Source organism: Rhodococcus sp. ACPA1 (assembly GCF_002300195.1).
Classification (GTDB): Bacteria; Actinomycetota; Actinomycetes; order Mycobacteriales; family Mycobacteriaceae; genus Rhodococcus_F; species Rhodococcus_F opacus.
Genome location: NZ_NSDX01000004.1, coordinates 486,710 through 512,500, shown reverse-complemented (window position 1 = coordinate 512,500; position 25,791 = coordinate 486,710). Strand labels below are relative to the sequence as shown.

General features: G+C 67.0%; 24 protein-coding genes, 2 rRNA genes and 1 pseudogene (1 of these 27 running past the window's edge). 17 read left to right on the top strand and 10 right to left on the bottom strand.

Translation table 11 applies throughout. The features are described 5' to 3' along the window. Both CJ177_RS20290 and rrf read left to right on the top strand, forming a co-directional pair. Positions 1-1,513: ribosomal RNA gene (locus tag CJ177_RS20290) — 23S ribosomal RNA — on the top strand (it extends 1,621 nt beyond the left edge of the window). A gap of 131 nt (positions 1,514-1,644) precedes the next feature. Then, positions 1,645-1,761 (top strand): 5S ribosomal RNA (rrf, locus tag CJ177_RS20285). A gap of 498 nt (positions 1,762-2,259) precedes the next feature. Here rrf and CJ177_RS48355 read toward each other — a convergent pair. Together CJ177_RS48355 and CJ177_RS49410 are read right to left on the bottom strand one after the other, a co-directional pair. Beyond that, positions 2,260-2,652 carry a hypothetical protein gene (locus CJ177_RS48355; protein ID WP_061697806.1) on the bottom strand — a complete coding sequence of 131 codons (393 nt, stop codon included), beginning with the start codon at positions 2,650-2,652 and terminating at the stop codon, positions 2,260-2,262. Between the two features lie 118 nt (positions 2,653-2,770). Beyond that, positions 2,771-3,091, bottom strand: a pseudogene (locus CJ177_RS49410) (AAA family ATPase); the annotation flags it as partial. 562 nt (positions 3,092-3,653) lie between these two features. Here CJ177_RS49410 and CJ177_RS20270 point away from each other — a divergent pair. The 5 genes from CJ177_RS20270 (at position 3,654) to CJ177_RS20250 (ending at position 7,368) form a co-directional block, all read left to right on the top strand. After that, on the top strand, positions 3,654-3,791 hold the full coding sequence (locus CJ177_RS20270; RefSeq protein ID WP_192817855.1) for a hypothetical protein: 138 nt from the start codon (positions 3,654-3,656) through the stop codon (positions 3,789-3,791). 60 nt (positions 3,792-3,851) lie between these two features. Then, a complete protein-coding gene (locus CJ177_RS20265; RefSeq protein ID WP_061697805.1) occupies positions 3,852-4,247 on the top strand; it encodes a low affinity iron permease family protein in 396 nt (131 codons plus the stop codon). Between the two features lie 80 nt (positions 4,248-4,327). Next, positions 4,328-5,881, top strand: a complete 1,554-nt coding sequence (locus tag CJ177_RS20260) for a succinic semialdehyde dehydrogenase (protein ID WP_095868450.1) — start codon at positions 4,328-4,330, stop codon at positions 5,879-5,881. Positions 5,882-5,883: 2 nt separating this feature from the next. Further along, a complete protein-coding gene (locus CJ177_RS20255) occupies positions 5,884-6,327 on the top strand; it encodes an SRPBCC family protein (protein ID WP_095868449.1) in 444 nt (147 codons plus the stop codon). Positions 6,328-6,429: 102 nt separating this feature from the next. Further along, a complete protein-coding gene (locus tag CJ177_RS20250) occupies positions 6,430-7,368 on the top strand; it encodes an alpha/beta hydrolase (protein WP_095868448.1) in 939 nt (312 codons plus the stop codon). Here CJ177_RS20250 and CJ177_RS20245 read toward each other — a convergent pair. The 3 genes from CJ177_RS20245 to CJ177_RS20235 are packed head-to-tail and all read right to left on the bottom strand — an operon-like array spanning position 7,365 to position 10,700. Next, positions 7,365-8,924: a long-chain-fatty-acid--CoA ligase gene (locus CJ177_RS20245; RefSeq protein WP_095868447.1), complete on the bottom strand. Its 1,560-nt coding sequence runs from the start codon at positions 8,922-8,924 to the stop codon at positions 7,365-7,367. The two genes, CJ177_RS20250 and CJ177_RS20245, sit on opposite strands and share 4 nt — an antisense overlap. A gap of 10 nt (positions 8,925-8,934) precedes the next feature. Beyond that, the gene (locus tag CJ177_RS20240; protein WP_095868446.1) at positions 8,935-9,717 is read right to left on the bottom strand and encodes an enoyl-CoA hydratase; all 783 of its coding nucleotides are present in this window, start codon (positions 9,715-9,717) and stop codon (positions 8,935-8,937) included. An 11-nt stretch (positions 9,718-9,728) separates the two neighbouring features. Further along, positions 9,729-10,700 carry an NADPH:quinone oxidoreductase family protein gene (locus tag CJ177_RS20235; RefSeq protein ID WP_061697800.1) on the bottom strand — a complete coding sequence of 324 codons (972 nt, stop codon included), beginning with the start codon at positions 10,698-10,700 and terminating at the stop codon, positions 9,729-9,731. 148 nt (positions 10,701-10,848) lie between these two features. On the opposite strand from CJ177_RS20235, the gene CJ177_RS20230 reads away from it, so the two are divergent. From CJ177_RS20230 to CJ177_RS20210, 5 genes are all read left to right on the top strand, one after another. Then, positions 10,849-11,649, top strand: coding sequence for a crotonase/enoyl-CoA hydratase family protein (locus CJ177_RS20230; RefSeq protein WP_061697799.1), 801 nt, complete (start codon positions 10,849-10,851; stop codon positions 11,647-11,649). A gap of 79 nt (positions 11,650-11,728) precedes the next feature. Next, entirely contained in the window at positions 11,729-12,922 is a 1,194-nt protein-coding gene (locus CJ177_RS20225; protein WP_061042174.1) for a thiolase family protein, read from the top strand. 38 nt (positions 12,923-12,960) lie between these two features. Further along, positions 12,961-13,722, top strand: coding sequence for a 3-hydroxyacyl-CoA dehydrogenase (locus CJ177_RS20220; protein ID WP_005264856.1), 762 nt, complete (start codon positions 12,961-12,963; stop codon positions 13,720-13,722). Between the two features lie 10 nt (positions 13,723-13,732). Continuing rightward, on the top strand, positions 13,733-14,374 hold the full coding sequence (locus tag CJ177_RS20215; RefSeq protein ID WP_005248950.1) for a TetR/AcrR family transcriptional regulator: 642 nt from the start codon (positions 13,733-13,735) through the stop codon (positions 14,372-14,374). Between the two features lie 55 nt (positions 14,375-14,429). After that, positions 14,430-15,581, top strand: a complete 1,152-nt coding sequence (locus CJ177_RS20210) for an acyl-CoA dehydrogenase family protein (RefSeq protein ID WP_061042175.1) — start codon at positions 14,430-14,432, stop codon at positions 15,579-15,581. Between the two features lie 68 nt (positions 15,582-15,649). Here the strand turns inward: CJ177_RS20210 and CJ177_RS20205 are convergent, their stop codons facing one another. From CJ177_RS20205 to CJ177_RS20195, 3 genes are read right to left on the bottom strand one after another with little or no spacing between them, the layout of a single operon-like run. Next, positions 15,650-16,627 carry a nitronate monooxygenase family protein gene (locus CJ177_RS20205; protein WP_095868445.1) on the bottom strand — a complete coding sequence of 326 codons (978 nt, stop codon included), beginning with the start codon at positions 16,625-16,627 and terminating at the stop codon, positions 15,650-15,652. A 41-nt stretch (positions 16,628-16,668) separates the two neighbouring features. Continuing rightward, entirely contained in the window at positions 16,669-17,073 is a 405-nt protein-coding gene (locus tag CJ177_RS20200; protein ID WP_005248947.1) for a nuclear transport factor 2 family protein, read from the bottom strand. Further along, positions 17,070-17,927 carry a crotonase/enoyl-CoA hydratase family protein gene (locus tag CJ177_RS20195; protein WP_061700052.1) on the bottom strand — a complete coding sequence of 286 codons (858 nt, stop codon included), beginning with the start codon at positions 17,925-17,927 and terminating at the stop codon, positions 17,070-17,072. Before CJ177_RS20195 ends, CJ177_RS20200 begins: the two co-directional genes overlap by 4 nt. Before the next feature lie 109 nt (positions 17,928-18,036). Between CJ177_RS20195 and CJ177_RS20190 the strand changes: the two genes are divergently transcribed. From CJ177_RS20190 to CJ177_RS20175, 4 genes are all read left to right on the top strand, one after another. Continuing rightward, positions 18,037-18,642, top strand: a complete 606-nt coding sequence (locus CJ177_RS20190) for a TetR/AcrR family transcriptional regulator (protein ID WP_005248945.1) — start codon at positions 18,037-18,039, stop codon at positions 18,640-18,642. A 61-nt stretch (positions 18,643-18,703) separates the two neighbouring features. After that, a complete protein-coding gene (locus tag CJ177_RS20185; RefSeq protein WP_061700051.1) occupies positions 18,704-19,705 on the top strand; it encodes a YihY/virulence factor BrkB family protein in 1,002 nt (333 codons plus the stop codon). Then, entirely contained in the window at positions 19,702-20,064 is a 363-nt protein-coding gene (locus tag CJ177_RS20180; protein ID WP_005254778.1) for a PH domain-containing protein, read from the top strand. Before CJ177_RS20185 ends, CJ177_RS20180 begins: the two co-directional genes overlap by 4 nt. Positions 20,065-20,286: 222 nt before the next feature. Further along, positions 20,287-21,537, top strand: a complete 1,251-nt coding sequence (locus tag CJ177_RS20175; RefSeq protein ID WP_082764473.1) for an MFS transporter — start codon at positions 20,287-20,289, stop codon at positions 21,535-21,537. A gap of 4 nt (positions 21,538-21,541) precedes the next feature. Here the strand turns inward: CJ177_RS20175 and CJ177_RS20170 are convergent, their stop codons facing one another. Together CJ177_RS20170 and CJ177_RS20165 are read right to left on the bottom strand one after the other, a co-directional pair. Further along, a complete protein-coding gene (locus CJ177_RS20170; protein ID WP_095868444.1) occupies positions 21,542-23,086 on the bottom strand; it encodes an acyl-CoA synthetase in 1,545 nt (514 codons plus the stop codon). A gap of 48 nt (positions 23,087-23,134) precedes the next feature. Next, positions 23,135-24,448: an MFS transporter gene (locus tag CJ177_RS20165; RefSeq protein ID WP_095868443.1), complete on the bottom strand. Its 1,314-nt coding sequence runs from the start codon at positions 24,446-24,448 to the stop codon at positions 23,135-23,137. A gap of 228 nt (positions 24,449-24,676) precedes the next feature. Here CJ177_RS20165 and CJ177_RS20160 point away from each other — a divergent pair, with 228 nt between their 5' ends. After that, on the top strand, positions 24,677-25,762 hold the full coding sequence (locus CJ177_RS20160) for a phosphotransferase family protein (protein WP_095868442.1): 1,086 nt from the start codon (positions 24,677-24,679) through the stop codon (positions 25,760-25,762). The last annotated feature ends 29 nt before the right edge of the window (positions 25,763-25,791 follow it).

Genomic DNA, 25,791 nt, shown 5'->3' with positions numbered 1-25,791 from the left:
ATGCATGGGACCTGATCTGGTAGTAGCCAAGCGATGGGGTGACGCAGGAAGGTAGCTGAGCCAGTCAGTGGTAATACTGGTGTAAGCCTGTAGGGCGAACGGTAGGCAAATCCGCCGTTCATCAAGCCTGAGAGGTGACGCATAGCCGAATGAGGCGAATTCAGTGATCCTATGCTGCCGAGAAAAGCCTCTAGCGAGCTTTCACACGGCCCGTACCCCAAACCGACACAGGTGGTCAGGTAGAGAATACTAAGGCGATCGAGATAACTATGGTTAAGGAACTCGGCAAAATGCCCCCGTAACTTCGGGAGAAGGGGGGCCTCGTCCGGTGATCACTCTTGCAGTGTGAGCTGGGTGGGGCCGCAGAGACCAGTGAGAAGCGACTGTTTACTAAAAACACAGGTCCGTGCGAAGTCGTAAGACGATGTATACGGACTGACGCCTGCCCGGTGCTGGAAGGTTAAGAGGACCGGTTAGCCAGCAATGGCGAAGCTGAGAATTTAAGCCCCAGTAAACGGCGGTGGTAACTATAACCATCCTAAGGTAGCGAAATTCCTTGTCGGGTAAGTTCCGACCTGCACGAATGGCGTAACGACTTCTCAGCTGTCTCAACCATAGACTCGGCGAAATTGCATTACGAGTAAAGATGCTCGTTACGCGCGGCAGGACGAAAAGACCCCGGGACCTTCACTACAGCTTGGTATTGGTGTTCGGTTCGGTTTGTGTAGGATAGGTGGGAGACTGTGAAGCGCTCACGCCAGTGAGTGTGGAGTCGTTGTTGAAATACCACTCTGATCGTATTGGACCTCTAACCTCGGACCATGATCTGGTTCAGGGACAGTGCCTGGTGGGTAGTTTAACTGGGGCGGTTGCCTCCCAAAATGTAACGGAGGCGCCCAAAGGTTCCCTCAGCCTGGTTGGCAATCAGGTGTCGAGTGCAAGTGCACAAGGGAGCTTGACTGTGAGACTGACAGGTCGAGCAGGGACGAAAGTCGGGACTAGTGATCCGGCACCGGCAAGTGGAAGCGGTGTCGCTCAACGGATAAAAGGTACCCCGGGGATAACAGGCTGATCTTCCCCAAGAGTCCATATCGACGGGATGGTTTGGCACCTCGATGTCGGCTCGTCGCATCCTGGGGCTGGAGTAGGTCCCAAGGGTTGGGCTGTTCGCCCATTAAAGCGGCACGCGAGCTGGGTTTAGAACGTCGTGAGACAGTTCGGTCTCTATCCGCCGCGCGCGTAAGAAACTTGAGGAAGGCTGTCCCTAGTACGAGAGGACCGGGACGGACGAACCTCTGGTGTGCCAGTTGTTCCACCAGGAGCACCGCTGGTTAGCTACGTTCGGAAGGGATAACCGCTGAAAGCATCTAAGCGGGAAGCCTGTTCCAAGATGAGGTTTCTCACCCCCTCGAGGGGGTAAGGCCCCCGGCAGACCACCGGGTTGATAGGCCAGAACTGGAAGTCCGGTAACGGATGCAGGTGACTGGTACTAATAGGCCGAGGACTTACCACAAAGAAGCTACGCGTCCACTGTGCAGTATCTGAAACAACACACACGTTTCAGAACTGAAGAAGAAGAACACCACCAACAACAATGGTTGTTGTGTGTCTTCGCTGATGTTCCGTGTGACAGTTTCATAGAGTTACGGCGGCCATAGCGGAGGGGAAACGCCCGGTCCCATTCCGAACCCGGAAGCTAAGCCCTCCAGCGCCGATGGTACTGCACCCGACAGGGTGTGGGAGAGTAGGACACCGCCGAACATCCGTTACCGAAAGCCCCCCAACCACGTTGGGGGGCTTTCGGCATTCCCAGGCACGAACACCCAAGCCGCACACACTGTCGGTCGGTCGATTCCGGCAACCACCGCCCCTCGCGTGAAGTCATGCCGACGCGTCGCGGAATCGACGCGTGAAATGCGTTCGGAGACCACAGTCGAGGCGCCGGCTGGTGACAGCGAGGATCTGTGAGGTTCGACTCGATGTAGAGGCGAAGTCGCGCCGGCAGGCTGTGCTCGAATGACTCCCGATGTCGTGCGTCGTCGTCGGCGGCGCTCGCGACGAGTACGCGAGCGAGCCGGACCGTCGCGCCCTCGAGATGGTCGAGAAGCAGCGGAGCCGCTGCGGCCGTCCGGGCCAAGTGGTGGAGATGCGTACACAGCATGTCGTACAGAGGGTTCGCGGGAACCAGATACTCCACCGCCCTGGTGACAGCCGCCGCTGGCATATCCAATTGCGCGTGATCGAGTTTCACCGCGATCCTTAGCGACCTGCGGCTTGTCGAACCAGTTGGATCACCAGGAGGTACCAGCGCTCCGAGAAGTTCTCGCCCGACGCGGCGACGGATCCCGGAGTGAAGTACGAATGACCGATGCAGTAGTCCTTGCCGAGGTTCGGGTCGGCCGCGATCACCTCGTTCAGCTTGGTCATCCGCACCGCGATGCGGTCAACGACCGATTCGTCGTAGCCGCGTTCGATGACGAACTCGCGCCAGGCATCGTTGTACTCCGGCTCCAGGTCGAAGAAGGCGAATCGCCGCCGTAGCGCTATGTCGACTTTGCGTGAGGCCGACGTGCACACACTCGGCGGACTGTCGCGCGCCGACGAGGCGAGGGAGTGGGCTACCGGGGCCAGGGACCGGTCCGCGACGTTCATCGTGCCGATGGCGTGCAGGTTCGAGGGCAGATGAAACGGTCCTTCCCCGCCCCCGGGGGTAGGCGAGGTTCAGCGCGTTCTCGGGGTCGCGCTTGTCGTGGTCGAGCAGGGTGAGCATCTCGCGGAAGATCTGTGCGGGGTTGCCGCGGTTGATCTCCTCGATGACCACGACGTAGTCGTGTTCGGAGTCTTGGCGGGCGTTCTGGGAGGCGGTGAGCAGAGGGCCGTCGATCAGGGTGAGTTTGCCGTCGGAGCCGGGCCGGAACCCGCGGATGAAGTCTTCGTAGGACATCGACGGGTGAAACTGCAGGAGGGTTATCCGGTCGGATTGACGCTTGTTGCACAGCACCCAGCCAAGGCGTCGGGCGAGCCACGTCTTGCCGGTTCCGGGTGGCCCTTGCCAGATGATGTTCTTCTTCGACTTCACGGCCTCAATCATCGATTCCAGGAGTTGAATGTCGAGGAAAGAGCCATCGGCAATGATGTCGGCGACGACGTACTCCGATGCGACTTCCCGCGCTGTCGCCTCGGTACCGAGTCCGCTGACTCGACGTCCGCGGCGGCTGTGATGTCGTCGGCGGGCGCCTGTGGCGCGTCGCTGATCGCTTGGAAATGCCACGCGGCGAAAGCTCCGGTGGCGTGTCGAACGGAGAATCCGGGGACGAGAGCCAGGCGCTGATGGTCTCGGTGTTGGCCAGGAAGTCCTCACCGGAGATCTTGCCCTCGAGGTTGAGCTGCGCGGCAACGTCGCCGTACTTGTTCGCGAGAAGATTTACGTTGACGCCATCGAAGGTGGTATAGGTTTCTGGCCTGACCCAGTACGCGCCATCGTCAGCATGCGTGTCTGACCTGTGGCGGCCGCATCGAATGCGGTGATCAGCCGTTCTAGGTTGGCCTCGCTCCGGGATTCGGCGTACGCAAATTCGGCCTCGAAAAGGTCCCAAAGGATGTCGATGGCGTCGTCGGCGCGGTCGACTTCCCAGCGTATGAATCACGAGTTCATGTTGTTCACCACGGGTATTCCGTCGAAGGTCACCAACGAGTCGCTACGCAAGCCCAAGACAGGGATACGTGCGGCCGCACGGGACCGGATGTACTACCCGGTCGGCGGTCTTGCGCTGAACGTCGCCATGCCCTGAAACGGGCATATCAGCTGAAACGGGCATATCCGGAGTGGTGGCTGCGCCTAGACTCCGAAGATGGTGCGCAACGCGAAGGCTGCACGTCAGCAGCCCACCGATCAGCGTTCGGCGTTCGACAGGTTCGTCGAGCAGATCGAACTCCGGGTCAGTCAGGCGCCTTTCTTCGGGATCTGCGCCGGAGTGGTCGCGCTGTGGGTCGTCAGCATTCCGCTCTGGAAGGATCTCCACGAGTGGCAGATCGCCATCCACACCGCCGGTGCCGTCTTCACGTTGCTTCTCGTGGTCCTGCTCGAGAATGCCAGCCGCCGGGCCACCGAGGCTCTGCAGGAGAAACTGAACGTCATCGCCGAGGCGCTCGCCGCCCTGCTCGATTCCTCCGCCCGGGACAATCCCGAGCTGAAGAAGGCGGAGGAGAAGTTGCGGGAGGCTGTCGGGCTCGAAGACCGGCACTAGCCATCCGCCCCTGTGACTTGGCACACCAAGCAGGTAAGTTATGTGTAACCGCAAAAACTACTAACCAGTAGGGGTACGAAATGCCTGTTCCGTCCGCCGCCACGTTCGCGCGGCTCGCCGACCTCATCGCCATCCCGGATACGGCGGATCGCCCGACGCGATCCGTCGTCGAGGCGTTCACGGGTAAGGAACTGGCCACCGTCCCGGTCGGTACCGCTCAGGACGCCCAGGACGCGATCGCACGTGCCCGGGTGGCGCAGAAGGAATGGGCCACGCGTCCCGTCACGGAACGCGCCGCGATCTTCCACCGCTACCGCGACCTGGTGCTCGAGAACCGCGACGCCCTGATGGACATGGCTCAGGCCGAGACGGGCAAGTCCCGCGCCGCCGCGCAGGAGGAGGTCCTCGACATCTCGATGACCGCCCGCCACTACGCGCGCGTCGCCCCCAAGCTGCTGCGGCCCCGCCGCATCTCCGGCATGCTGCCCGGCCTCACCAAGACGGTCGTGCGGTACCAGCCGAAGGGCGTCGTCGGCGTCATCTCGCCGTGGAACTACCCCATGACCCTCGCGGTGTCCGACGCCGTCGCCGCGCTCCTCGCCGGCAACGCCGTCGTCCTCAAGCCCGACAGCCAGACCCCGTACTGCGCCCTGGCCTGCGTCGACCTGCTGTACCAGGCGGGCCTGCCGCGCGACCTGTTCGCCGTCGTCCCCGGACCGGGCTCGGTGGTCGGCACCGCCCTCGTCGAGAACACCGAGTACCTGATGTTCACCGGGTCCTCGGCCACGGGTCAGCTCCTCGCCGAGCAGGCCGGTCGCCGTCTCATCGGCTTCTCCGCCGAACTCGGCGGCAAGAACCCGATGATCGTCACCGCCGGCGCGAACCTCCGTGAGGTCACCGACGCCGCAGTCCGCGCCTGCTACTCCAACTCCGGGCAGCTGTGCATCTCGATCGAGCGGATCTACGTCGAGGAGTCCATCGCACCCGAGTTCACCCGGATGTTCGGGGAACGCGTCCGCAACATGAAGCTCGGCGCCGGCTACGACTTCGGCATCGAAATGGGCAGCCTCGTGTCCGAGGCCCAGGTCAAGGCCGTGTCCAGCCACGTCGACGACGCGGTCGTCAAGGGCGCCACCGTGGTCGCCGGCGGCAAGGCGCGCCCCGACCTCGGCCCCCTGTTCTACGAGCCGACCGTCCTGACCGGTGTTCCCGAGGACGCCGAGTGCTACCGCGACGAGACGTTCGGGCCGCTGGTCTCGATCTACCCCGTCGCCGACGTGGACGAGGCGATCGAACGCGCCAACGACACCGAGTACGGCCTGAACGCCAGCGTGTGGGCGGGAACCAAGGCGGAGGGCGAGTCCATCGCCGCCCGGATCCACGCCGGAACCGTCAACGTCGACGAGGGTTACGCCCCGGCGTGGGGCAGCACCGGTGCGCCGATGGGCGGCATGGGGGTGTCCGGTGTCGGTCGCCGACACGGCGACGACGGGCTCCTCAAGTACACCGAACCGCAGACCATCGCCACCACCCGCATCCTCAACCTCGGCGGTCCGCGTGGACTGTCGCCGAAGGTGTGGGCCAAGATCATGCCGCCTTTCGTGAAGGCGCTGCAGTGGATTCCGGGCCGCTAGACGTGGACAGCGCGAGCATCCTGATCGACGTCGCGCCCGGCGAGGTGTGGGACGTGGTGACCGACGTGGAGGGCATGGGCCGGTTCAGCCCCGAGAACACCGGGGCGCGCTGGACGTCCGGCACTCGGGTGACCGTGGGGGCGCAGTTCGTCGGCGCCAACCGGCACGGGGCGGTGCGGTGGAAGACCCACTGCACCGTCGTGGATGTCGTTCCGGGCCAGAGGTTCTCGTTCGAGGCGGGCGAGCCGAAGGCACGCTGGACGTATCACCTCGAACCCTCCGGCGCCGGCACGCTCGTCACCGAGACCCGGGAGATCTACGCGACGCCCGTCTGGTGGGTGCGGCTGGTGCAGAAGTCGAAGGTGCTGGGCAGCAACCGCGACCAATTGATGCGGGACGGGATGAGGCAGACCCTCGAGCGCATGAAAGTCGCCCTCGAGAGCTGATTTTCCACCCTGGGGTGCCGATTCTTCACCCTAGGGTGGCTGGCGGCGCTGTCCGCAGGGCCTGAGACTGGACGCTGTTCACACCTCTCGGAGGCGCCTCCCATGAATCCTCGGCCGACACCCGTCGAAGCTGGTCGGTCGTGCCCTGACGTCCGCCGTGAGGACGTGTGGTTCTCCTCGCGGGGACAGCGCTGCGCGGCCTGGCTGTACCGGCGCCGATCCGAAACTGCCACGGCAGCACCCTGTGTGGTGCTCGCGCACGGCTGGAGCGGGGTGCGCGAGCAGAGACTCGACGCGTTCGCGGAACGGTTCGCGGCCGCGGGAGTCGCCGCGCTGGTGTTCGACTACCGCTACTTCGGTGCCAGCGACGGCGAACCCCGCCAACTGCTCGACATCGACAGTCAACTCGACGACTGGGACTGTGCCGTCGCGTTCGTGCGCAGCCGCCCGGACATCGACCCCAGCCGGGTCGCGCTCTGGGGAACGTCACTGTCCGGCGGACTCGTCCTGACGGCGGCCGCGCGGGACCGGCGCGTGGCCGCGGTCGTGTCGCAGGTTCCGTACGTCGACGGTCTGACGAACCTTCCGCGACTCGGCGTGGCCGGGCTCGGCCGCATGGCGGTCGCCTACCTGCGGGACCGGTACGCCCAGCTGCGACGCAGGCCGCCGTACATGTTTCCCGTCGTCGGGCCACCGGGCTCGTTCGCGGCCATGACCACACCCGACGCGGAGGCGGGATATCACCGGATGGATCCGCCCGGTTCGACGTGGCGCAACGAGACTCCGGGGCGGGTGGCGTTACAGGCAGCGCTGTACCGGCCGACGACGACGGTCGGGAAGATCGCCTGCCCCGTCTTCTTCGCCATCGCCGACCACGACGTCGTCACGTTCACCCGCAGCGCGCAGAAGGCCGCGGCCAAGACCCCCGACGCCGAGGTGCACGTGTACCCGGGCGGTCATTTCGACCCCTACTTCGGTGAGCTCTTCGAGCGGGTGGTCGCGGACGAGACCGACTTCCTCGTCCGCCACCTCCGTGCCTAGCTACTCACCGTGCCGAACTGTTCGCGCAGAACGCCTTTGACGACCTTGCCGCTGGCGTTGCGAGGCAGTTGGGGAAGGATCTCGACGAATTTGGGCCGCTTGTAGCGGGCGACCCGGCCGTCGAGCCAGTCCGCGAGGACGTCGACTTCGAGTGCCGCCCCGGCCCGCGGGACGACGACCGCGACGGGAACCTCACCCCAGCGCTCGTCGGCCCGCCCGATCACGGCGACATCCAGGATGTCCGGGTGCGCGGCAAGGGCATTCTCGACCTCGGCGCAGTAGATGTTCTCCCCACCCGAGATGATCATGTCCTTCTTGCGGTCCACCACGTACACGAACCCATCCGAGTCCACCCGCACGAGATCGCCGGAGTGGAACCAGCCGCCGTCGAACGCGTCCGCGGTGGCCTCGGGGTTCCGCCAGTACCCCTCCATGAGTCCCGGTCCGCGGTAGACGATCTCACCGATCTCGCCCTGCGCCACGTCGTTCATCGCCTCGTCGACGACACGCATCGCCACGGTGTCGATCGGCCTCCCGACCGACCCGATCTTCCGCACGGCGTCCTTGCCGTCGAGCACGCACGTCACCGGGGACATCTCGGTCTGCCCGAAGAACGCGACGATCGCGGCGTCCGGGAAGGCGGCGTACAAGCGGTCGAGGAGGGTCGGTGTGGCCGGCGCGGCTCCCCAGCCCAGTACCCGCAGGGCGAGGTCCCGACCCTCGGGGCCGGCGTCGTCGAGGATGGCCTGCCACTGGGTGGGCACCATGAACACGCTGGTCACCCGCTCACGCTCGAGCGCGTCGAGTAGTTCGGTCGCATCGAACGCACCGGTCGGGTGGATCACGATGGTGGCGCCGATCAGCAGGAACGGCCCGACGCTGCCGAGGGCGGCGATGTGGAACAGCGGGGACGAGACCAGGTTGACCTCGGACTCGGTGTCGAACAGTCGCCATCCCCGGATGAGGGTCAGTGCCTGCGCCTGCAGATTGAGGTGCGACAGCACCGCGCCCTTCGGACGACCGGTGGTGCCGGACGTGTACATGATGGCGGCGGGGGAGTCTTCCGCCACGTCCGCGATGGGGACGTCGGGATCGGCTGCGCGCAACTGCGTCTCGAGCGAGGTGTCGTCGGGCGTGTCGCCGACCATGAGAACCGGCACGCCGTCGTCGACCTCCGCGGCGAGAGCGGTGAGTGAATCCTCGACGACCACGACGGTGGCGTCGCTGTCGGCGACGATGAACCGCACTTCGCCCGGGCTGAGCCGGAAGTTCACCGGCACCGCGATCGCACCCAGGCGAGTCGCGGCCAGCATCACCTCGAGGAACTCGGGGCGGTTGGTCAGCAGCAGCACGACCCGGTCGCCGCGGCCGACACCGTGGGCGGCGAGGACGGCTGCCGTCCTCGCGCTGCGGTCCTCGAGTTCCCGCCAGGTGGTCGACGTGCACCGAAACCTGAGTGCCACGGCATCGGGTTTCGCGAAGGCGTGCCGGGCAACATGATTGGCCCAGTGGGTGCGCCGGGAGGCGAAGGGCTGAGCGTTCGACGTCGTACTCATCGTGAGGTCCTCAGCCGCGGCCGAACACGGCGGGACGCTTGTCCAGGAACGCCGCGACACCTTCCCGGAAATCGGGGGCGGCGAGGAGGTCGAGCTGACCCGTGCGCTCGCGGGCGAACGCGTTGTCGAGTTCGACGAGGGTGGCGTCGTTGACCGCGTCCTTGGTGAAGTGGAACGCCTCCGACGGTCCGTCGGCGAGACGTCTCGCGAGGGCGGCGACGGTCGCGGCGAACTCGTCGTCGGGGACCACGTCGGCGATCAAACCGGCCGCGAGAGCCTCATGTGCGGGCAGTCGTTCCGCCAGAAGCGCCATCTTCAGTGCGCGAGCGCGACCGACCGAGGCGGCGACCAGTGCGGTGGCACCACCGTCCGGCATCAGGCCGACCTTCGTGAACGCGAGCAGGAAATAGCTCGACTCGGTGGCGATCGTGAGGTCGCAGGCCAGGGCGAGCGAGACCCCGACGCCGGCGGCTGGCCCGTTGACCGCGCCGATCACGGGCCGGGGGAACGCGCGAATCGCGGCCGCCGTGCGGTTCGCGGCGTCGATCGTCGCGGACGACGGCGGGCCGGAGACGTTCTCGCCACCCAGGTCCGCACCCGTGCAGAACGCACGACCGGTGCCGGTGAGGACGGCGGCCCGCACCTCCGCGTCGCCCGCATGCTTGTCGAATGCGTCGGCGACGGCGTCGAGGGTTTCAGTGGTGACGGCGTTCATGCGGGCGGGGCGGTCGAGGGTGACGCGGAGGACGCCGTCGTCGACGGTCGTGTCCACGCCGGGAATGTCGGAGCTCATGGGGATCCTTGTCAGGAAGGGCGGACGGAGAGGGCGATCTTGCCGGTGGCGGACCGGGTTTCGAGCGTCCGCAGCGCGTCACAGGCGTGTTCGAACGAGTAGGTGGTCGGCTCGGCGATCTGCAGCGCCCCCGATTCGAGGAGCGGGCCCAGGCCCGCCCACTGCCTGGTCGTGTAGCCGGGGTTGGTGCGCACGTACTCGCCCCAGCCGGCCCCGAGAACGGAGATGTTCCGCAGGAGAAGGCGATTGACCTTGACGGTGGGGATCTCGCCGCCGGTGAAGCCGAGGACCACCAGCCGCCCGTTGGGCGCGAGGCTGCGCAGGCTGTCGGTGAAACGGTCGCCGCCGACCGGGTCGAGGATGATGTCGACTCCGCGGCCTGCGGTGAGGTCGCGGACCCGGTCCTTCCAGCCGTCCACGAGGACGACGTGATCGGCGCGGTTGGCCTTTGCGATGCCGGCTTTCTCCTCGGTGCTGACCACGGCGATCGTCTCGAGTCCCAGCGCGGCCGCGACCTGCAGTGCGGCGACCCCGACACCGCCGGCGGCGCCGTGCACCAGCACGGTCTCACCGGCGCGGTAGCGGGCGCGCTCGTCGAGGGCGAAGTGCACGGTGAGGTAGTTCATCAGGAAACCTGCCCCGGCAGTCAACGACACCGAATCGGGCAGCGGGAACACCGAGTCCGGCTCCACCGCGACGGTCTGCTGCCACGCTCCGTCCGACGCGAGGACGGCCACCCGCTGCCCGGCCCGGATGCCGCTGTCCTCGGGTGCGCTACGGACCACGCCCGCGCCCTCGACGCCGAGTACGAACGGCAGTTCGCGGACGATCTGGTAGCTGCCGGTGGTCTGCAGCAGGTCGGGGAACGACACTCCGGCGGCGTGCAGATCCACGACGACGAGGCCGGTTCCGTCGGGTTCGTCGATCTCGGTGAGCTGGACTCCGGCGGGGCCGGAAGCGGTGGTCAATTGCTGGGCATACACGTGGTGATCTCCTCCGTCGGTCCCTGAATATCCATACCAGACGCAACTGAACGGGCGCTAGATAAATTCGATCATTGACCGTGCCGGTGACGCCGTGGTACTAACTTTAACGAGCGATCAGTAATCAGGCCGAGGCGGAGGATGAGACGTGCCAGAACAGACGGAGACGACGGAGGCAGCCGCACTGTGGGAGCGGCGCGGAGGCATCGGCATCATCACGCTGAACCGCCCCAAGGCGCTCAATGCGGTGAACGGTGCGTTGTCGACCGCAGTGGGCAGTCTGCTCGAGCAGGCCGAGAACGACCCCGAGGTACGAGTGGTCGTCGTGACCGGGACCGGCCGCGCGTTCTGCGCGGGCGCCGACCTCAAGGCCCTGGCGTCCGGCGAGAGCACGGCCGCGGACGGGCATCCTGAGTGGGGATTCGCCGGATACGCACAGCACTGGATCAGCAAGCCGACCATCGCCGCGGTCAACGGCTTCGCCCTGGGCGGCGGCACCGAACTGGTGCTCGCCAGTGACCTCGCGGTCGTCGATGAGGAGGCGAAGCTCGGGCTTCCCGAGGTCAAGCGCGGACTGTTCGCCGCCGCGGGCGGTGTGATCCGCCTGCAGCAGCAGATCCCGAAGAAGGTCGCGCTGGAGATCGCGCTCACCGGCGAACCGATCAGCGCGGCGCAGGGCAAGGAGCTGGGCCTGGTCAACCGCGTGGCCCCGGCAGGCACCGCCCTCGACGTCGCGCTCGAACTCGCCGAGCAGATCGCCGCGAACGCTCCGCTGTCGGTGCGCGAATCGAAGGCCATGATCCACCGCACCGCAACCGAACCCGACTGGGGCGACCGGGCATGGGAGGCGAACAACGCCGCCATCGCCACCATCTTCACCAGCGCCGACGCCAAGGAAGGCCCCACGGCCTTCGCCGAGAAGCGCCAGCCGGTCTGGCAGGGCCGCTGACCCGTGAGTACTTGTTAACGCCCCGCGGTTAATAAGTACTCACGGGTGGCGCAGCCGCACACCATCGAAAGGGAACATCATGACCAACGCTGTCATCGTGGACGTCGTCCGCCTCGCCTCCGGTAAGGGCAAGCCGGGCGGTGCGCTGTCCGGCACGCACCCGGTCGAACTGCTGGCGCACGTGCTCCGCAGCATCGTCGAACGCAACGGCATCGACCCCGCACAGGTCGACGATGTCATCGGCGGCTGCGTCGGACAGGCCGGCGAGCAGGCCCTCAACATCTCCAGGACGGCGGTGCTGTCGGCCGGATTCCCGGATTCGGTTCCGGCCACCACCGTCGACCGCCAGTGCGGCTCGAGCCAGCAGGCGGCGCACTTCGCCGCGCAGGGCGTGATCGCCGGCGCCTACGACATCGTGATCGCCTGCGGTGTGGAGTCGATGTCCCGCGTTCCGATGGGCACGACGACCATCGGTCAGGACGCGTCCGGCCCGGGCATCGCCGCCCGCTACCCCGAGGGACTGGTCAACCAGGGCATCTCCGCCGAACTGATCGCCGCCAAGTGGAAGTTCGACCGGGACACCCTCGACGCGTTCTCCGCGCAGTCGCATCAGCGGGCCGCCGACGCGTTGTCGAAGGGCTTGTTCGACAAGGAGATCGTCCCGATCTCGGTCACCAACGCCGCCGGTGAGACGGTGACGCACACCGCTGACGAGACCGTGCGCGCCTCCACCACCGCCGAGGGACTGTCCGGGCTGAAGTCGTCGTTCTACTCCGAGAAGTACGCGGCCCGGTTCCCCGAGGCGCAGTGGCACATCACCCCGGGCAACTCGTCGCCGCTGACCGACGGCGCGTCCGCGGCGCTGATCATGAGCGAGGAGATGGCGTCGAAGCTGGGGCTGACCCCGCGGGCCCGGTTCCATTCGTTCGCCGTTGCCGGTGACGACCCGGTCTTCATGCTCACCGCGCCGATCCCGGCGACCAAGAAGATCCTCGCGAAGTCGGGGCTGAGCATCGACGACATCGACGCCTACGAGGTCAACGAGGCGTTCGCGCCGGTGCCGCTGGCGTGGGCGCACGAATTCGGGGCCGACCCGGCCAAGCTCAACCCGTGGGGCGGCGCCATCGCGCTCGGGCACGCACTCGGCTCGTCGGGCACCCGCCTGCTGAGCACCCTGGTCAACAACCTCGAGGCCACCGGCGGACGCTACGGCCTGCAGACCATGTGCGAGGGCGCGGGCATGGCCAACGCCACCATCATCGAACGCATCTGACCTACCTCCCGAAAACCCTGCTTCCGAAAGGTATAGACATGATCGTCAACGACAGCGTCGCACTCGTCACCGGCGGTGCCTCCGGCCTCGGCCTGGCCACCACCAAGGCCCTGCTCGCCGACGGCGCCAGCGTCGTCATCATCGACCTGCCCTCGTCCAACGGTGAGACCGTCGCCAAGGAACTCGGCGACCGCGTGCGCTTCGCCGCCGGCGACGTCACCAGCGAGGCCGACGTGTCCGCCGCACTCGATGTCGCGGAGTCGCTCGGACCGCTGCGTGTCGCCGTGAACTGCGCCGGCATCGGCAACGCCATCAAGACCGTGAGCAAGAACGGCGCGTTCCCGCTGGCCGACTTCACCAAGATCGTCACCGTCAACCTCATCGGCACGTTCAACGTGATCCGCCTTGCCGCCGAGCGCATCTCGAAGAACGAGCCGATCGACGGCGAGCGCGGCGTCATCATCAACACCGCCTCCGTCGCCGCATACGAGGGCCAGATCGGTCAGGCCGCGTACTCCGCGTCCAAGGGTGGCGTCGTCGGTATGACCCTGCCGATCGCCCGCGACCTCGCGTCGCTGCTGATCCGCGTCAACACGATCGCTCCCGGCCTGTTCAAGACGCCGCTGCTCGGATCCCTGCCGGAGGCCGCGCAGCAGTCGCTCGGCGGTCAGGTTCCGCACCCGTCGCGTCTCGGCGACCCGTCCGAGTACGGCGCGCTCGCCGCGCACATCGTCAGCAACCCGATGCTCAACGGCGAGACCATCCGTCTCGACGGCGCCATCCGCATGGCACCGCGCTGATCGGCGACCTGTGACTCTGCGCGAGGACGGGCCGACCGTGACGGAGCCGGTGTACGCCGACTGGCGGACGTTCGAGGCCCTGCCGCTGACGCCCATCCTCGAGCAGGCATTGGATCTGTTCAACGAGAACGGTTACCACGGCACGACGGTGCGGCAGATCGCCCGTCGTGTCGGGGTGACCGTTCCGGCCCTGTACTACCACCACGAGAGCAAGGAAGCCGTTCTCGTGGCCCTGTTCGAAATGCAGATGCGCGAACTGAACGACCGCGCCGAGGCAGCCGCCCGCGAGGCCGGCGACGACGTGGTGGCCCAATTCTCCAACGTCGTCGAGGCGATCGTCCTGTACATGACGTACCGGGTGCGGCACGTCTCCCTCGACACCGAGTTGCGGCACGTCTCGGCCGACAGCCGCAGCCGCTACGCCGCGACCCGCAAGCGGCTCGAACTGATGATGATCGACCTCGTCGCCGACGGCGTCGCCCGCGACGTGTTCCACAGCGGGGACGTCCCCGAGACCGTGCGCGCCCTCCTCGGGATGTGCCAGTCCATTCCACGCTGGTTCCAGCTCGGTGGAGCACTGACCCCCGAGCAGGTCGCCGGCCGCTACGTCGACATCGCCCTACACACCGTCGGGTATCTACCCGCCCACTGACATCGCGCCGGGTCCACCGAGCCGGACGAGCTCGTCCCGGCGACAAGGAGAGGCCATGCAGCGCACCCTTTTCGAGAAGGATCACGAAGCGTACCGGGAGACCGTGCGCGAGTTCCTCGCCCGCGAGATCGAGCCGAATTACGAACGGTGGGAGTCGGACCGGCTCATCGACCGCTCGGCGTGGCTGGCGGCCGGCAAGTCCGGGATCGTCGGACTCGGCGTGCCCGAGGAGTTCGGCGGTTCGGGCGTCACCGACTACCGCTTCCGGTACGTCGTCGCCGAGGAGATCGCCCGCACCGCGACGACGTCGTTCGGTTCGGGACTGTCCCTCCAGGACGACATCGCCATCCCGTACATCGTGAACCTCGGCACGGACGAGCAGAAGCAGCGGTGGCTGCCCGGCATGGCCGCGGGCGAGCTGATCGGCGCCATCGCGATGACCGAGCCCGGCGCCGGCAGCGACCTGCAGGGCGTGAAGACCACCGCGGTGCGCGACGGCGACGAGTGGGTGATCAACGGGCAGAAGACGTTCATCACCAACGGCATTCACTCGGACCTGGTCATCGTCGTCGCCCGTACCGACCCGGGCGCCGGTTCCAAGGGGTTCTCGCTCCTCGTCGTGGAGCGGGGCATGCCCGGTTTCAGCCGGGGCCGCAAGCTGCACAAGGTCGGCCTGGCCGGTCAGGACACGGCCGAGCTCGTGTTCGAGGACGTGCGGGTGCCCGCCACCAATCTGCTCGGCACCGAGGGTCGCGGCTTCGTTCACCTCATGGAAAACCTGCCACTCGAACGCATTTCGATCGCGGTCAACGCGATTGCCGCCGCGAAGGCCGCCTACCAGTGGACGAGGGACTACGTGTTCGAGCGCAAGGCGTTCGGGAAGCCGATCGGCGACCTGCAGAACACCCGGTTCGCGCTGGCGGAGATGCTCACCGAGATCGAGGTGACCGAATCGCACATCGACCGGTGCGTACTCGCCTCGAACGCAGACGAACTCACCGCCGTCGACGCGTCGAAGGGCAAGTGGTGGGCCAGTGAGCTGCAGAAGCGTGTCGTCGACCGCTGCGTCCAGTTGCACGGCGGCTACGGCTACATGATGGAGTACCCCATCGGCCGCGCGTACGTCGACAGCCGGATCCAGACGATCTACGGCGGAACCACCGAGATCATGAAGGAAATCATCGGCCGCGACATCGCGGCAGGATAGGCGGCTCCGCCGCCCGTGCGTGGTTGACGAGTCTCTGGACTCCTTAACCACGCACGGGCGCGAAGCGCCTAGAGCAGGCGAGCCCGCGCGTCCGCGTACTCGCGGGTGAGGCGTTCGACGATCTCCGCCGCCGGGACGACGGCGTCGACTGCGCCGATGCCCTGTCCGGCGCCCCAGATGTCGCGCCAGGGCTTGGCTTCCGACTTCGTGCTCTTGTCCGCGTCCTCGCCGACACCGAAGTTCATGGCGGACGGGTCCGACACGGCGAGGTTGTTCGGGTCGAGTCCGGCGGCCTCGATGCTGCCGCGCAGGTAGTTGCCGTGCACGCCGGTGAACAGGTTGGAGTAGACGATGTCGGACGCGGTGGAGTCGACGATCATCTGCTTGTAGCCCTGATCCGCGTTGGCCTCTTCGGTGGCGATGAACGCGGAGCCGATGTAGGCGAGGTCGGCGCCGGCGGCCCGCGCGGCGAGGACCGAGCGGCCGTGAGCGATGGAGCCCGACAGCAGGACCGGTCCGTCGAACCATTCGCGGATCTCCTGGATCAACGCGAACGGCGACAGGGTGCCCGCGTGTCCGCCGGCGCCGGCCGCGACGGCGATGAGGCCGTCGGCGCCCTTCTCCACCGCCTTCTTCGCGAACTTGTTGTTGATGACGTCGTGGAGGACGATGCCGCCGTAGCTGTGGATGGCCTCGTTGACATCGGCGCGGGCGCCGAGGGATGTGATGACGATCGGGACCTGGAATTCGACGATGGTGGCGAGGTCCTCGTCGAGACGGTCGTTGCTCTTGTGGACGATGAGGTTGACCGCGTACGGCGCGGACGGGGTCTCGGGGTTGTTGGCGTCGTGCTTGGCGAGGGCTTCGGTGATGCGGGTGAGCCATTCGCGCAACACCGGCTGCGGGCGGGCGTTCAGGGAGGGGAAGGATCCGACGATTCCCGACGTCGACTGGGCGATCACCAGGTCGGGACCCGAGACGATGAACATCGGCGACGCGACCACGGGCAGGCGAAGCCGGTCTTGCAGGATGGGGGGCAGGCTCATGAATTTCTCCTTGATGCAGTGGTGTACGACGATGCAGTGGTTTACGACTGGGAGAGCTGGGCGGCCATCAGGGGGATGAGCGCCTGCAGGCCTTTCACGGGGCGGACCATCACCTTGAACGACGTGATCTGGTCGCGGTCGTTCCAGTGGAAGAGGTCGATGCCGTTGACGTGGATGCCGTCGAGTTCGGTGGCGAATTCCAGGACCGCCGAACGGTCGCCGTACCACTCCTCGACGTAGTGGAAACCGGTGCCGTCGAACACGGTCAGGGCGGCGCCGAGATACGCCAGGACCTTCGCCTTCCCTTCCTGCGGAGTGAACACCGCGGGGGAGGAGAACACGGCGTCGTCGGCGATCAGGGCGTCGAGGGCGGCGAGGTCGCGGTGTTCGACGACGTGGTGCCAGCGGTCGACGACGCCGGGGCGGGCAGGCAGTGCGGCGGTCATCCGCGGAACGCCGGGGTCGGAAGGTCTTCGCCGAACACGTCCGGCAGGTCGTCGCGGACGCTGTCGGGGAACACGGCGGGCCGTTTCTCGAGGAACGCGGAGATGCCTTCGCGCGCGTCCGGCCCGATGCCGCGGATGTTGATCCCGCGTGTCTCGACGCGGTGCGCGATCATCGGGTGCTCGGCGCCGAGTGCCCGCCACATCATCTGGCGCGACAGCGCCACCGACACCGGGGCGGAGTGCTCGGTCAGGCTCCGGGCCAGCGCGTACGCCTCGTCGAGCAGGGATTCACGCGGGTACAGCTTGTACACGAGGCCGGCGTCGAAGGCCTCCGTGGCGGGGAACACCCGGCCGGAGTACACCCAGTCGAGGGCCGTCTGCAGGGGGACGAGGCGCGGCAGGAACCAGGTCGAGCAGGACTCGGGGACGATGCCGCGGCGGTTGAAGACGAATCCGATGCGGGCGTCGTCGGCGGCGAGGCGGAAGTCTGCGGCGAGGGTCATCGTGATGCCCACTCCCACGGCCGGTCCGTTGATCGCGGCGATGATCGGTTTGCGGGATTCGAACATCCGGAGCACCACGCGGCCGCCACCGTCGCGGCGGGCGTCGGCGTCCTCGTCCTCGTCCTGCCAGTGATCGAACGTGGCGGCACCGGCCGACAGGTCTGCGCCCGCGCAGAACGCTCGTCCGGCTCCGGTGAGCACGATCGCCCGGACGGAGTCGTCCGCGTCGAGCTGGTCGTAGGCGGCGATCAGTTCGTTCTCCATGGTGGTGGTGAACGCGTTGAGCTGGTCGGGCCGGTTCAGGGTGATCGTCGCGATACCGTCCGCGACGGCGAGTCCGATGTGATCCACCGCACCAGCATGACATTGTTACCGAACGATCGCTAGAGCGGGTTCTGTGACGGGACCCACTACCCTGGAGTGGTCGTGTGACGATCGGAGCGGGGACGGAGACCGAGGGATGTGCGCTGCAAAGGTGGCCGCCGTGAGCACGGGTACCGGGCGGCAGGTGATCCTCGACTCCGCGGTGGCCAACATGAACGAACGCGGCTATCACGGCACGTCCATGCGGGACATCGCCCGCGGCGCCGACATCACCGTCGCCTCGATCTACCACCACTTCGCGTCGAAGCAGGAGATCCTGCAGGACATCATGGTGCGCGCACTTCACGACGCCATCGCCATGACGCGCGGTGCGCTGCTGCGCTCGGGTGGCGCCCCCGCCGACCAGTTGCAGGCGCTGATGCGGGCGTGGGTCATGTTCCACACCACCCGCCAGCTGGACGCGATGGTCGGCGCCACCGAGATACGCAGCCTCGACGACGCCGGCCGCCGGCTCGTCGTGGCCCTCCGCGACGAACAGGAACACCTCTTCCGCGACGTCGTCGAGCGTGGTGTCGAGGAGGGCGACTTCGCGACCGAATTCCCGCGGGACGCCGTCCGCGGCATCATCAACATGGGCCAGTCGGTGTGCACCTGGTGGCACGCCGACGGTCCGCTGAAGCCCGAGGAACTCGCCGAGCGCTACGCCGACCTCGCCCTCGCGATGGTGAAACCGACCGTCTGATCGCCGCCGCCGCGTCCCGGGCAGAATCGGGGCAGCGGTCGCCGCGGAAACGGAGCGTGAGATGAAGTTCGCCAGACGGCTCGACGCTCTCCAGCAGAAATACCCGGCGATGGGTTTCCCGATCGCCGTCACGTACAAATTTCTCGACGACCAGGGTGTGTACCTCGCGGCGTTGATCGCCTACTACGGGTTCATCTCGCTGTTTCCCCTCCTGCTTCTGCTGTCGACGGTGCTCGGGTTCGTGCTGTCGGGACATCCCGAACTGCAGCAGGACATCATCGACTCGGCGCTGAGCCAGTTCCCGGTCATCGGAGCCGACCTGGCCGACCCGCACCGGATCGGCGGCGGCGTGACGGGTCTGGTGATCGGACTCGTCGGCGCCCTCTACGGCGGACTCGGGGTCGCACTGGCCAGCCAGAACGCGATGAACACGGCGTGGTCGGTGCCCCGCAACATGCGGCCCGACCCGATCCGAGGCCGGTTGCGGGGTCTGCTGTTGCTCGGCACGATCGGACTCGCCGTCCTCGGCACGGCCGCGGTGGCGGCGGTCGGCGCCGCGACGCACCTGTCCGGATCGTTCACCGTGCTTCTCATGCTCGCCGCGATCACGATCAACTCCGCGATCTTCATCCTCGCCTTCCGGCTCGCCACTGCCCGGCCGCTGTCCGTCGCCGACGTCGCGCCCGGCGCAGTCGCAGCAGCCGTGGTGTGGCAGGTGCTCCAATCGTTCGGTGCGTACTACGTGAGCAAGGTGGTGAGCACGGCGTCCGTGACGAACGGGGTGTTCGCCGTCGTGCTGGGGTTGCTGGCGTTCCTGTTCCTGGCCGCCGCGGCGATCGTGGTGTGCGTGGAGATCAACGTCGTCCGCGTCGACAGGCTGCACCCGCGGGCGTTGCTCGGGCCGTTCACGGACAAGGCCGACCTCGTGGAGGGGGACAGACGGACGTTCACCGACCAGGCGAAGGCGCAACGCGCGGTACCGCACGAGGGCATCCACGTCACGTTCGACGAAGTTTCTGCGAAGATGGACAGGCCTGGACCGCCGTCGAAGGAGGAACCATGACCGACCCGATCTTCGACAAGTCGGAACAGTTGAAGCAGGTCCAGCAGGGCATCCTCCCCGGCGAGTCGATCATCGCCGTGTACGACTGCATCGGCGCGGGCACCGGCTTCCTCGGGATCACGAACCTCCGCGTCGTGATCCAGGACAAGAGCTTCGTCGGCAAGCGCACCGCGATCACGTCCATCCCGTACAAGAACATCCGCTCGGTCTCGTTCCTCAGCAACAAGTCGTGGGCCGGCCAGTTCTTCTCCTCCAGCAGCATCGCCCTCGACGTCGCCGACACCACGTACGAGGCCGACTTCCGCGGCATGGACAAGGCCCACCACGTGCACACGGTGATCCTCGAACACATCACGTGACGTAGGTCGCTCTGCTCCGGTGCGTCGCCCCAGGTCACGGCGACGCACCCACACACCGCGCCGGTGAGTGGAATCACCCCCGCGTGAATTGTCAATTCGGTTGCGGCCTCGCCCATACTGGTACGAGCCGGTGTGCCACTATCTCGGCCCGGTTCATCCTCAGGCGAGTCCATTGGACGTGCTCGCCGATCCTACGATCAGCCCGACGGGAGTCTTGCTGCCATGACGCCGCCTGCAGTTCACCTCACCGAACCTGCGGTCACCGCTCGTCCGTCTCTGCGTCCGCGGATTCCGTCACCGAGTCGGCGGGGCGCGATGCTGGCGCTTGCCCTCGGCGGGTTCGGTATCGGCACAACGGAATTCGCGTCCATGGGCCTGTTGCCGGCGATGGCCGCGGGGACCGGGGTGTCGGAGCCGGTTGCCGGGCACTTCGTCTCCGCGTACGCGCTCGGCGTCGTCGTCGGGGCGCCCACGATCGCAGCGCTGGCCGCGCGCGTCGAGCGGCGCACCCTGCTCATCGCGTTGATGGCCACGTTCGTCGTCGGCAATCTCGCGACCGCGCTCGCCCCCGGGTACGAGTCGCTGCTGGCGGCCCGGTTCCTCGCCGGGCTGCCCCACGGTGCCTACTTCGGGGTCGCAGCGCTGGTCGCCGCGCACCTTGCGGAACCGGGCAAGCGTGCCAAGGCGGTCGCAACCGTGATGATGGGTCTGTCGGTCGCGAACGTGGTCGGGGTGCCTGCGACGGCGTTCTTCGGTCAGATCCTGGGCTGGCGGTCCGCGTTCGTGCTCGTGGTGATCATCGGAATCGTGACGCTGGTGGCGTTGGCCCGCCTCGTCCCGCCGCTGGCCGGGGTGCACGTGAGCAACCCGGTGGCCGAACTCGGGGCGCTGAGCCGGGTGCAGGTGTGGATGACGCTGATCTTCGCGACGGTCGGGTTCGGCGGCTCGTTCGCGGTGTACACGTACATCAGTTCGACGCTCACCGACGTGTCCGGGTTGCCGCACGCGATGGTTCCGGTGGCGTTGATGCTGTTCGGTTCGGGAATGATCCTCGGCAACGTCGTGGGTGGCCGCATCGCCGACAACGCGGTGGTGCCCGGGCTGTTCGGGTGCATGATCGCCCTGATCTGCGTCCTCGCGCTGTTCATCGTCGCCGCCCACAACCCGGTGACGGCGCTGATCGTGCTGTTCTTCATCGGGATGGCGGTGACGGCGATCTTCCCTGCCGTCCAGTCGCGGCTGATGGACGCGGCGGGTGACGCGAAGACGCTCGCGTCGACGCTGATCCACGGCGCGTTCAACCTCGCCAACGCGGGTGGTGCGTGGATCGGTGGTGTCGTGATCGCGGCCGGATACGGCTACACCGCCCCGGCCGCCGTCGGCGCCCTCCTCGGCGTCGCCGGACTGATCGTCCTCACGATCGCGGTATTCCTCGACCGCCGGCGCCGGGACGAACCGGCCGCCGACGGCTGACGGTTCAGGCGTGAACCCCGGCTGAGTAGCGCTCTCGTAGCGTGCCCTTGACGAGTTTCCCGGTGGGGGTGCGGGGGAGGTCGTCGCTGAAGACGACGTTCCGCGGGACCTTGAACCGGGCGAGCCGGCACCGCACGTGGTCGAGGAGTTCGCCGGCCAGCGCGTCGTCCCCGGTCACCCCCGGAACGGTCTGGACCACGGCCAGCACCGATTCACCCATCTCCTCGTCGGGGATCCCGATCACCGCCACGTCGAGGACGGCGGGGTGTTCGGTGAGGGTGTTCTCGATCTCCTGCGGATAGATGTTGACGCCGCCGGAGATGATCATGAACGACTTCCGGTCGGTGAGGAAGAGATATCCGTCCTCGTCGAGGTAGCCGACGTCGCCGGTGGTGGTCCACGTCGGGTGTTGCGGGTGCTGGGCGCCGCGGGTCTTCGCGGGGGCGTTGTGATATTCGAACGGCAGGGTGTCCCGCTCGAAATAGAGGGTGCCGATCTCGCCCGGTGCGAGGTCGGCACCGTCGTCGCCGCAGATGTGTGCGACGCCGAGCGCGGCGCGGCCGACGGTGCCGGGCTTGCGGAGCCATTCGTCCGAATTCACGAGGGTCATGCCGTTGAGTTCGGTGGACGAGTAGTACTCCGACAGGATCGGACCCCACCACTCGATCATCTGCCGCTTCACCTCCACCGGGCACGGGGCTGCAGCGTGCACGGCGACGCGCAGGCTGGAGACGTCGTACTTCTGCCGGGTCTCGGCGGGCAGCTTCAGCATGCGGACGAACATCGTCGGTACCCACTGGCTGTAGGTGACGCGGTACTGCTCGACATACGCGAGCGCCTGCTCGGCGTCGAAGCGGTCCATCACGACGACGGTGCCGCCGAGGGCCTGCACCGACGCGCAGGTGCGGAGCGGTGCGGCGTGATACAGCGGGGCGGGTGAGAGGTAGACGGTGTCCGGCGTGACACCCCATACCGTCGCGTTCATGCCGGTCATGGTGTCGCCGGGTTCCTGGATCTGCCGTGCGGGCAGTTCCGGTTTGATGCCCTTCGGGCGACCGGTCGTGCCGGAGGAATACAGCATGTCCGCCCCGCGGGGCTGGTCGGGGAGCGGGACGTCCGGCTCCGCGGCCGCGGCGGTGTCGAGGGAGTCGTAGCCGGGGATCGTTCCCCCGAACGCGAGCCGGTGCTCGGTGGCCGGGGTGAGGGCGGGGAGTTCACGCGCAACCGCGTCGAGTGCGGCGTCGACGATCAATGCTCTGGCACCGCAATCCTCGACGATGTAGGCGACCTCGGGCGGCGTGAGGTGCCAGTTCGCCATCGTGAGGTAGAGACCGGAACGCATGGCCGCCCAATAGATGTCGAAGATCGCGGGAGTGTTCGTAGCCAGTACCGCGACGTGATCTCCGCGGCGCAGACCGAGTGCGTGCAGGTGGCGGGCGATCCGGATCGAGCGGGACTCGAGTTCGGCGAAGGTGACCGTCTGCCCGGTTCCTGCCATGATCACGGCCGGCTTGTCGGGGGTGGTGGCAGCATGAGCGCCGGGATACATGAATACTCCAGTTCGTGTTGGATCTCGAGGGGTGACACTGTCCGGCCGTCAGCCGAGTTGCTCCTGCGCGACCTTGGAGCGGCGGGCCACACCGGCCACCGAGATCAGTCCGACGACTGCAGCCACGATCACGAAAACGGCAGGGGAGAGGACGTTTCCGGTCTTCTCCACCAGCCAGACGGCGACGAAGGGGGCGGTGCCACCGGCGATGACGACGCCGAGGTTCCAGCCCATGGCGACACCGGTGAAGCGGACGTCCTTGTCGAACAGCAGCGGCATCAGCGTGTACGAGCCGACCTGGGTTCCGACGGTGTTGACCATGATCAGCAGGTAGGCGATCGCGGCGATCCACAGGCTGTGGTGCATGACGGCCATGGCGGGGTAGGTGATGATCGCGAAACCGGCGAGGCTGATCACGGTGAACCGCAACCGTCCGATGCGGTCGGCGAGCATGCCCCCGAGCGGCATCGCCAGCGCGACGACACCGATGACGCCGGTCGCGATCCAATAGACCGGGGTGCGTTCGTAGCCGAGGCTCTTCATGAGATGGATGCTCATGTAGGTGAGGCCGATGTACGCGGTTCCGTTGCACGCCAGACTGATTCCGACCGACTGCAGGAGGGCGAGCGGCTGCCGCCGGAAGACGGCGACGACGGGCGCCTGGACCGGTCCGGAATCAGCGTCCTCGACGTGCGTCTCCTCGACCCGGGTGCGGGCCCACAGGCAGAGCAGCGTCAGCGGCAACGCGAGCAGGAACGGGACCCGCCATCCCCAGCTCTCGAGTTGCGCGTCGGTGGTCAGCGCCGACACCGTGCCCGCGACCGCTGCGGCCATCGCGAATCCCATCGTGGATCCGAGCGGGGTGAACGCCCCGTAGGTGGCCTTGAGATGTCGCGGCGCGGATTCGGAGATGAACGTGGCCGAGCCGCCGACCTCGCCGCCTGCCGAGAATCCCTGGACCATCCGCACGACGACGAGCAGCACGGTGGCCCAGATCCCCGCTTGCGCGTGAGTGGGCAGGAATCCCATCGCCATGCTGCCCAGGCCCATGCAGACGAGCGTCGCGAGGAGGGCCTTCTTCCGCCCGAACCGGTCGCCGATGTGTCCGAACACGATGCCCCCGAGCGGACGCATGAGGTAGGCGGTGCCGAACACGGCGAGAGCGGACAGCAGCGCGGTGGCCGGGTCGCTGCTGGGGAAGAAGAGCGGGGCCATCACGATCGCGAGGTAGCCGTACAGGCTGAAGTCGTAGTACTCGATCAGGGTGCCCACCCCGCCCGCGATCGCGGCGCGGCGCGCTCGGACGCGGTCTTCGGTCCCCCATTCGGTGGTGGCAGCAGACCCGGTCAACTGGTCCGTCATAGGTGTCCTGATCTTTCGGAGGCGGATGAGACGTGCATCACTTCTCGTGGATCATGCCAAGCGAACGATCGATTGGCAAGGCGTTCGGCTGGCGGGCCGTTCTCGGTAATTGTTCGTACCTAACTGCTGCATACGAGGATATTGACTTCCGGCGCTCGCTCAGTTGATGATGAGAACCGGCCGAACGAGCGTTTGGCTGAAATCGAAGTACTCGAAAGGACGCAGCGGATGACGACGTCCCACGCCGAAGCGGACACCCACGAGGACCGGGAGGATTCGGCCGGCGTCGATCTCACCGCTCTCGCCCACTACCTCGACGACGCACTCGACGGCGGGGTGCGCGGCGACCTCGCCGTCTCGCTGATCAGCGGCGGCCGATCGAACCCCACCTACCGCGTCGCCGACGCCGACCGGACGTGGGTTCTGCGGCGGCCCCCGTACGGGCACGTCCTGCCCAGCGCGCACGACATGAAGCGCGAGTTCACCGTGATCAGGGGACTGGCGGAAACGGCCGTCCCGGTGCCCGACGCGGTGCTGCTGTGCGAGGACAAGGGCGTGCTCGGCGCGTCGTTCTACCTCATGGAACTGGTGGACGGAACGCCCGTCGGAACCGTCGAACAGGCGTCGGCACTCACCCCGGACGACCGTCGCCGGCTCGGACTCGACCTCGCCGACACCCTGGCCGCACTGCACGGCGTCGACCCCGACGCGGTCGGGCTCGGCTCGTTCGGCCGCCCCGACGGATACCTCGAACGTCAACTCGACCGCTGGGCCCGGCAGTGGGAGGCCTCGCGCACCACCGACCGCCCGGAGGTGTCGCTGCTGCTCGACAAGCTGCGCCGCGCTCTTCCCACCTCGCACTTCCCGGGCATAGTCCACGGCGACGTCAAACTCGACAACGTGCTCGCCTCCCGCGCCGACGCCGGGAAGATCGTCGCCGTTCTCGACTGGGAAATGGCCACGCTCGGCGACACCCTCGCCGACGTCGGGATCATGCTGAGCTTCTGGGACCAGCCCGGCGCAGTCGACAACCCGGTGACCAAGGGGCTCGCCCGGCTCGACGGATTCCCCACCCGTGCCGAACTTCTCGACCGCTACGCCACGCAGCGCGGCATCGAGATCCCCGACATCGACTGGTACACGGTGTTCGCCGATTTCAAGATCGCCGTCATCCTCGAGGGCATCAACGCCCGGCACGCACAGGGCGACACCGTCGGTGGGGGTTTCGACGACGTCGGCGACATGGTCGGCCCGCTGTTGCAGCGCGCGCTCGACCTCGCCGCCGCGTCGCCTGTGTCCGAACTCCGCCGCTGACCGCGGCACCACCGAACAGATTGGAGCCA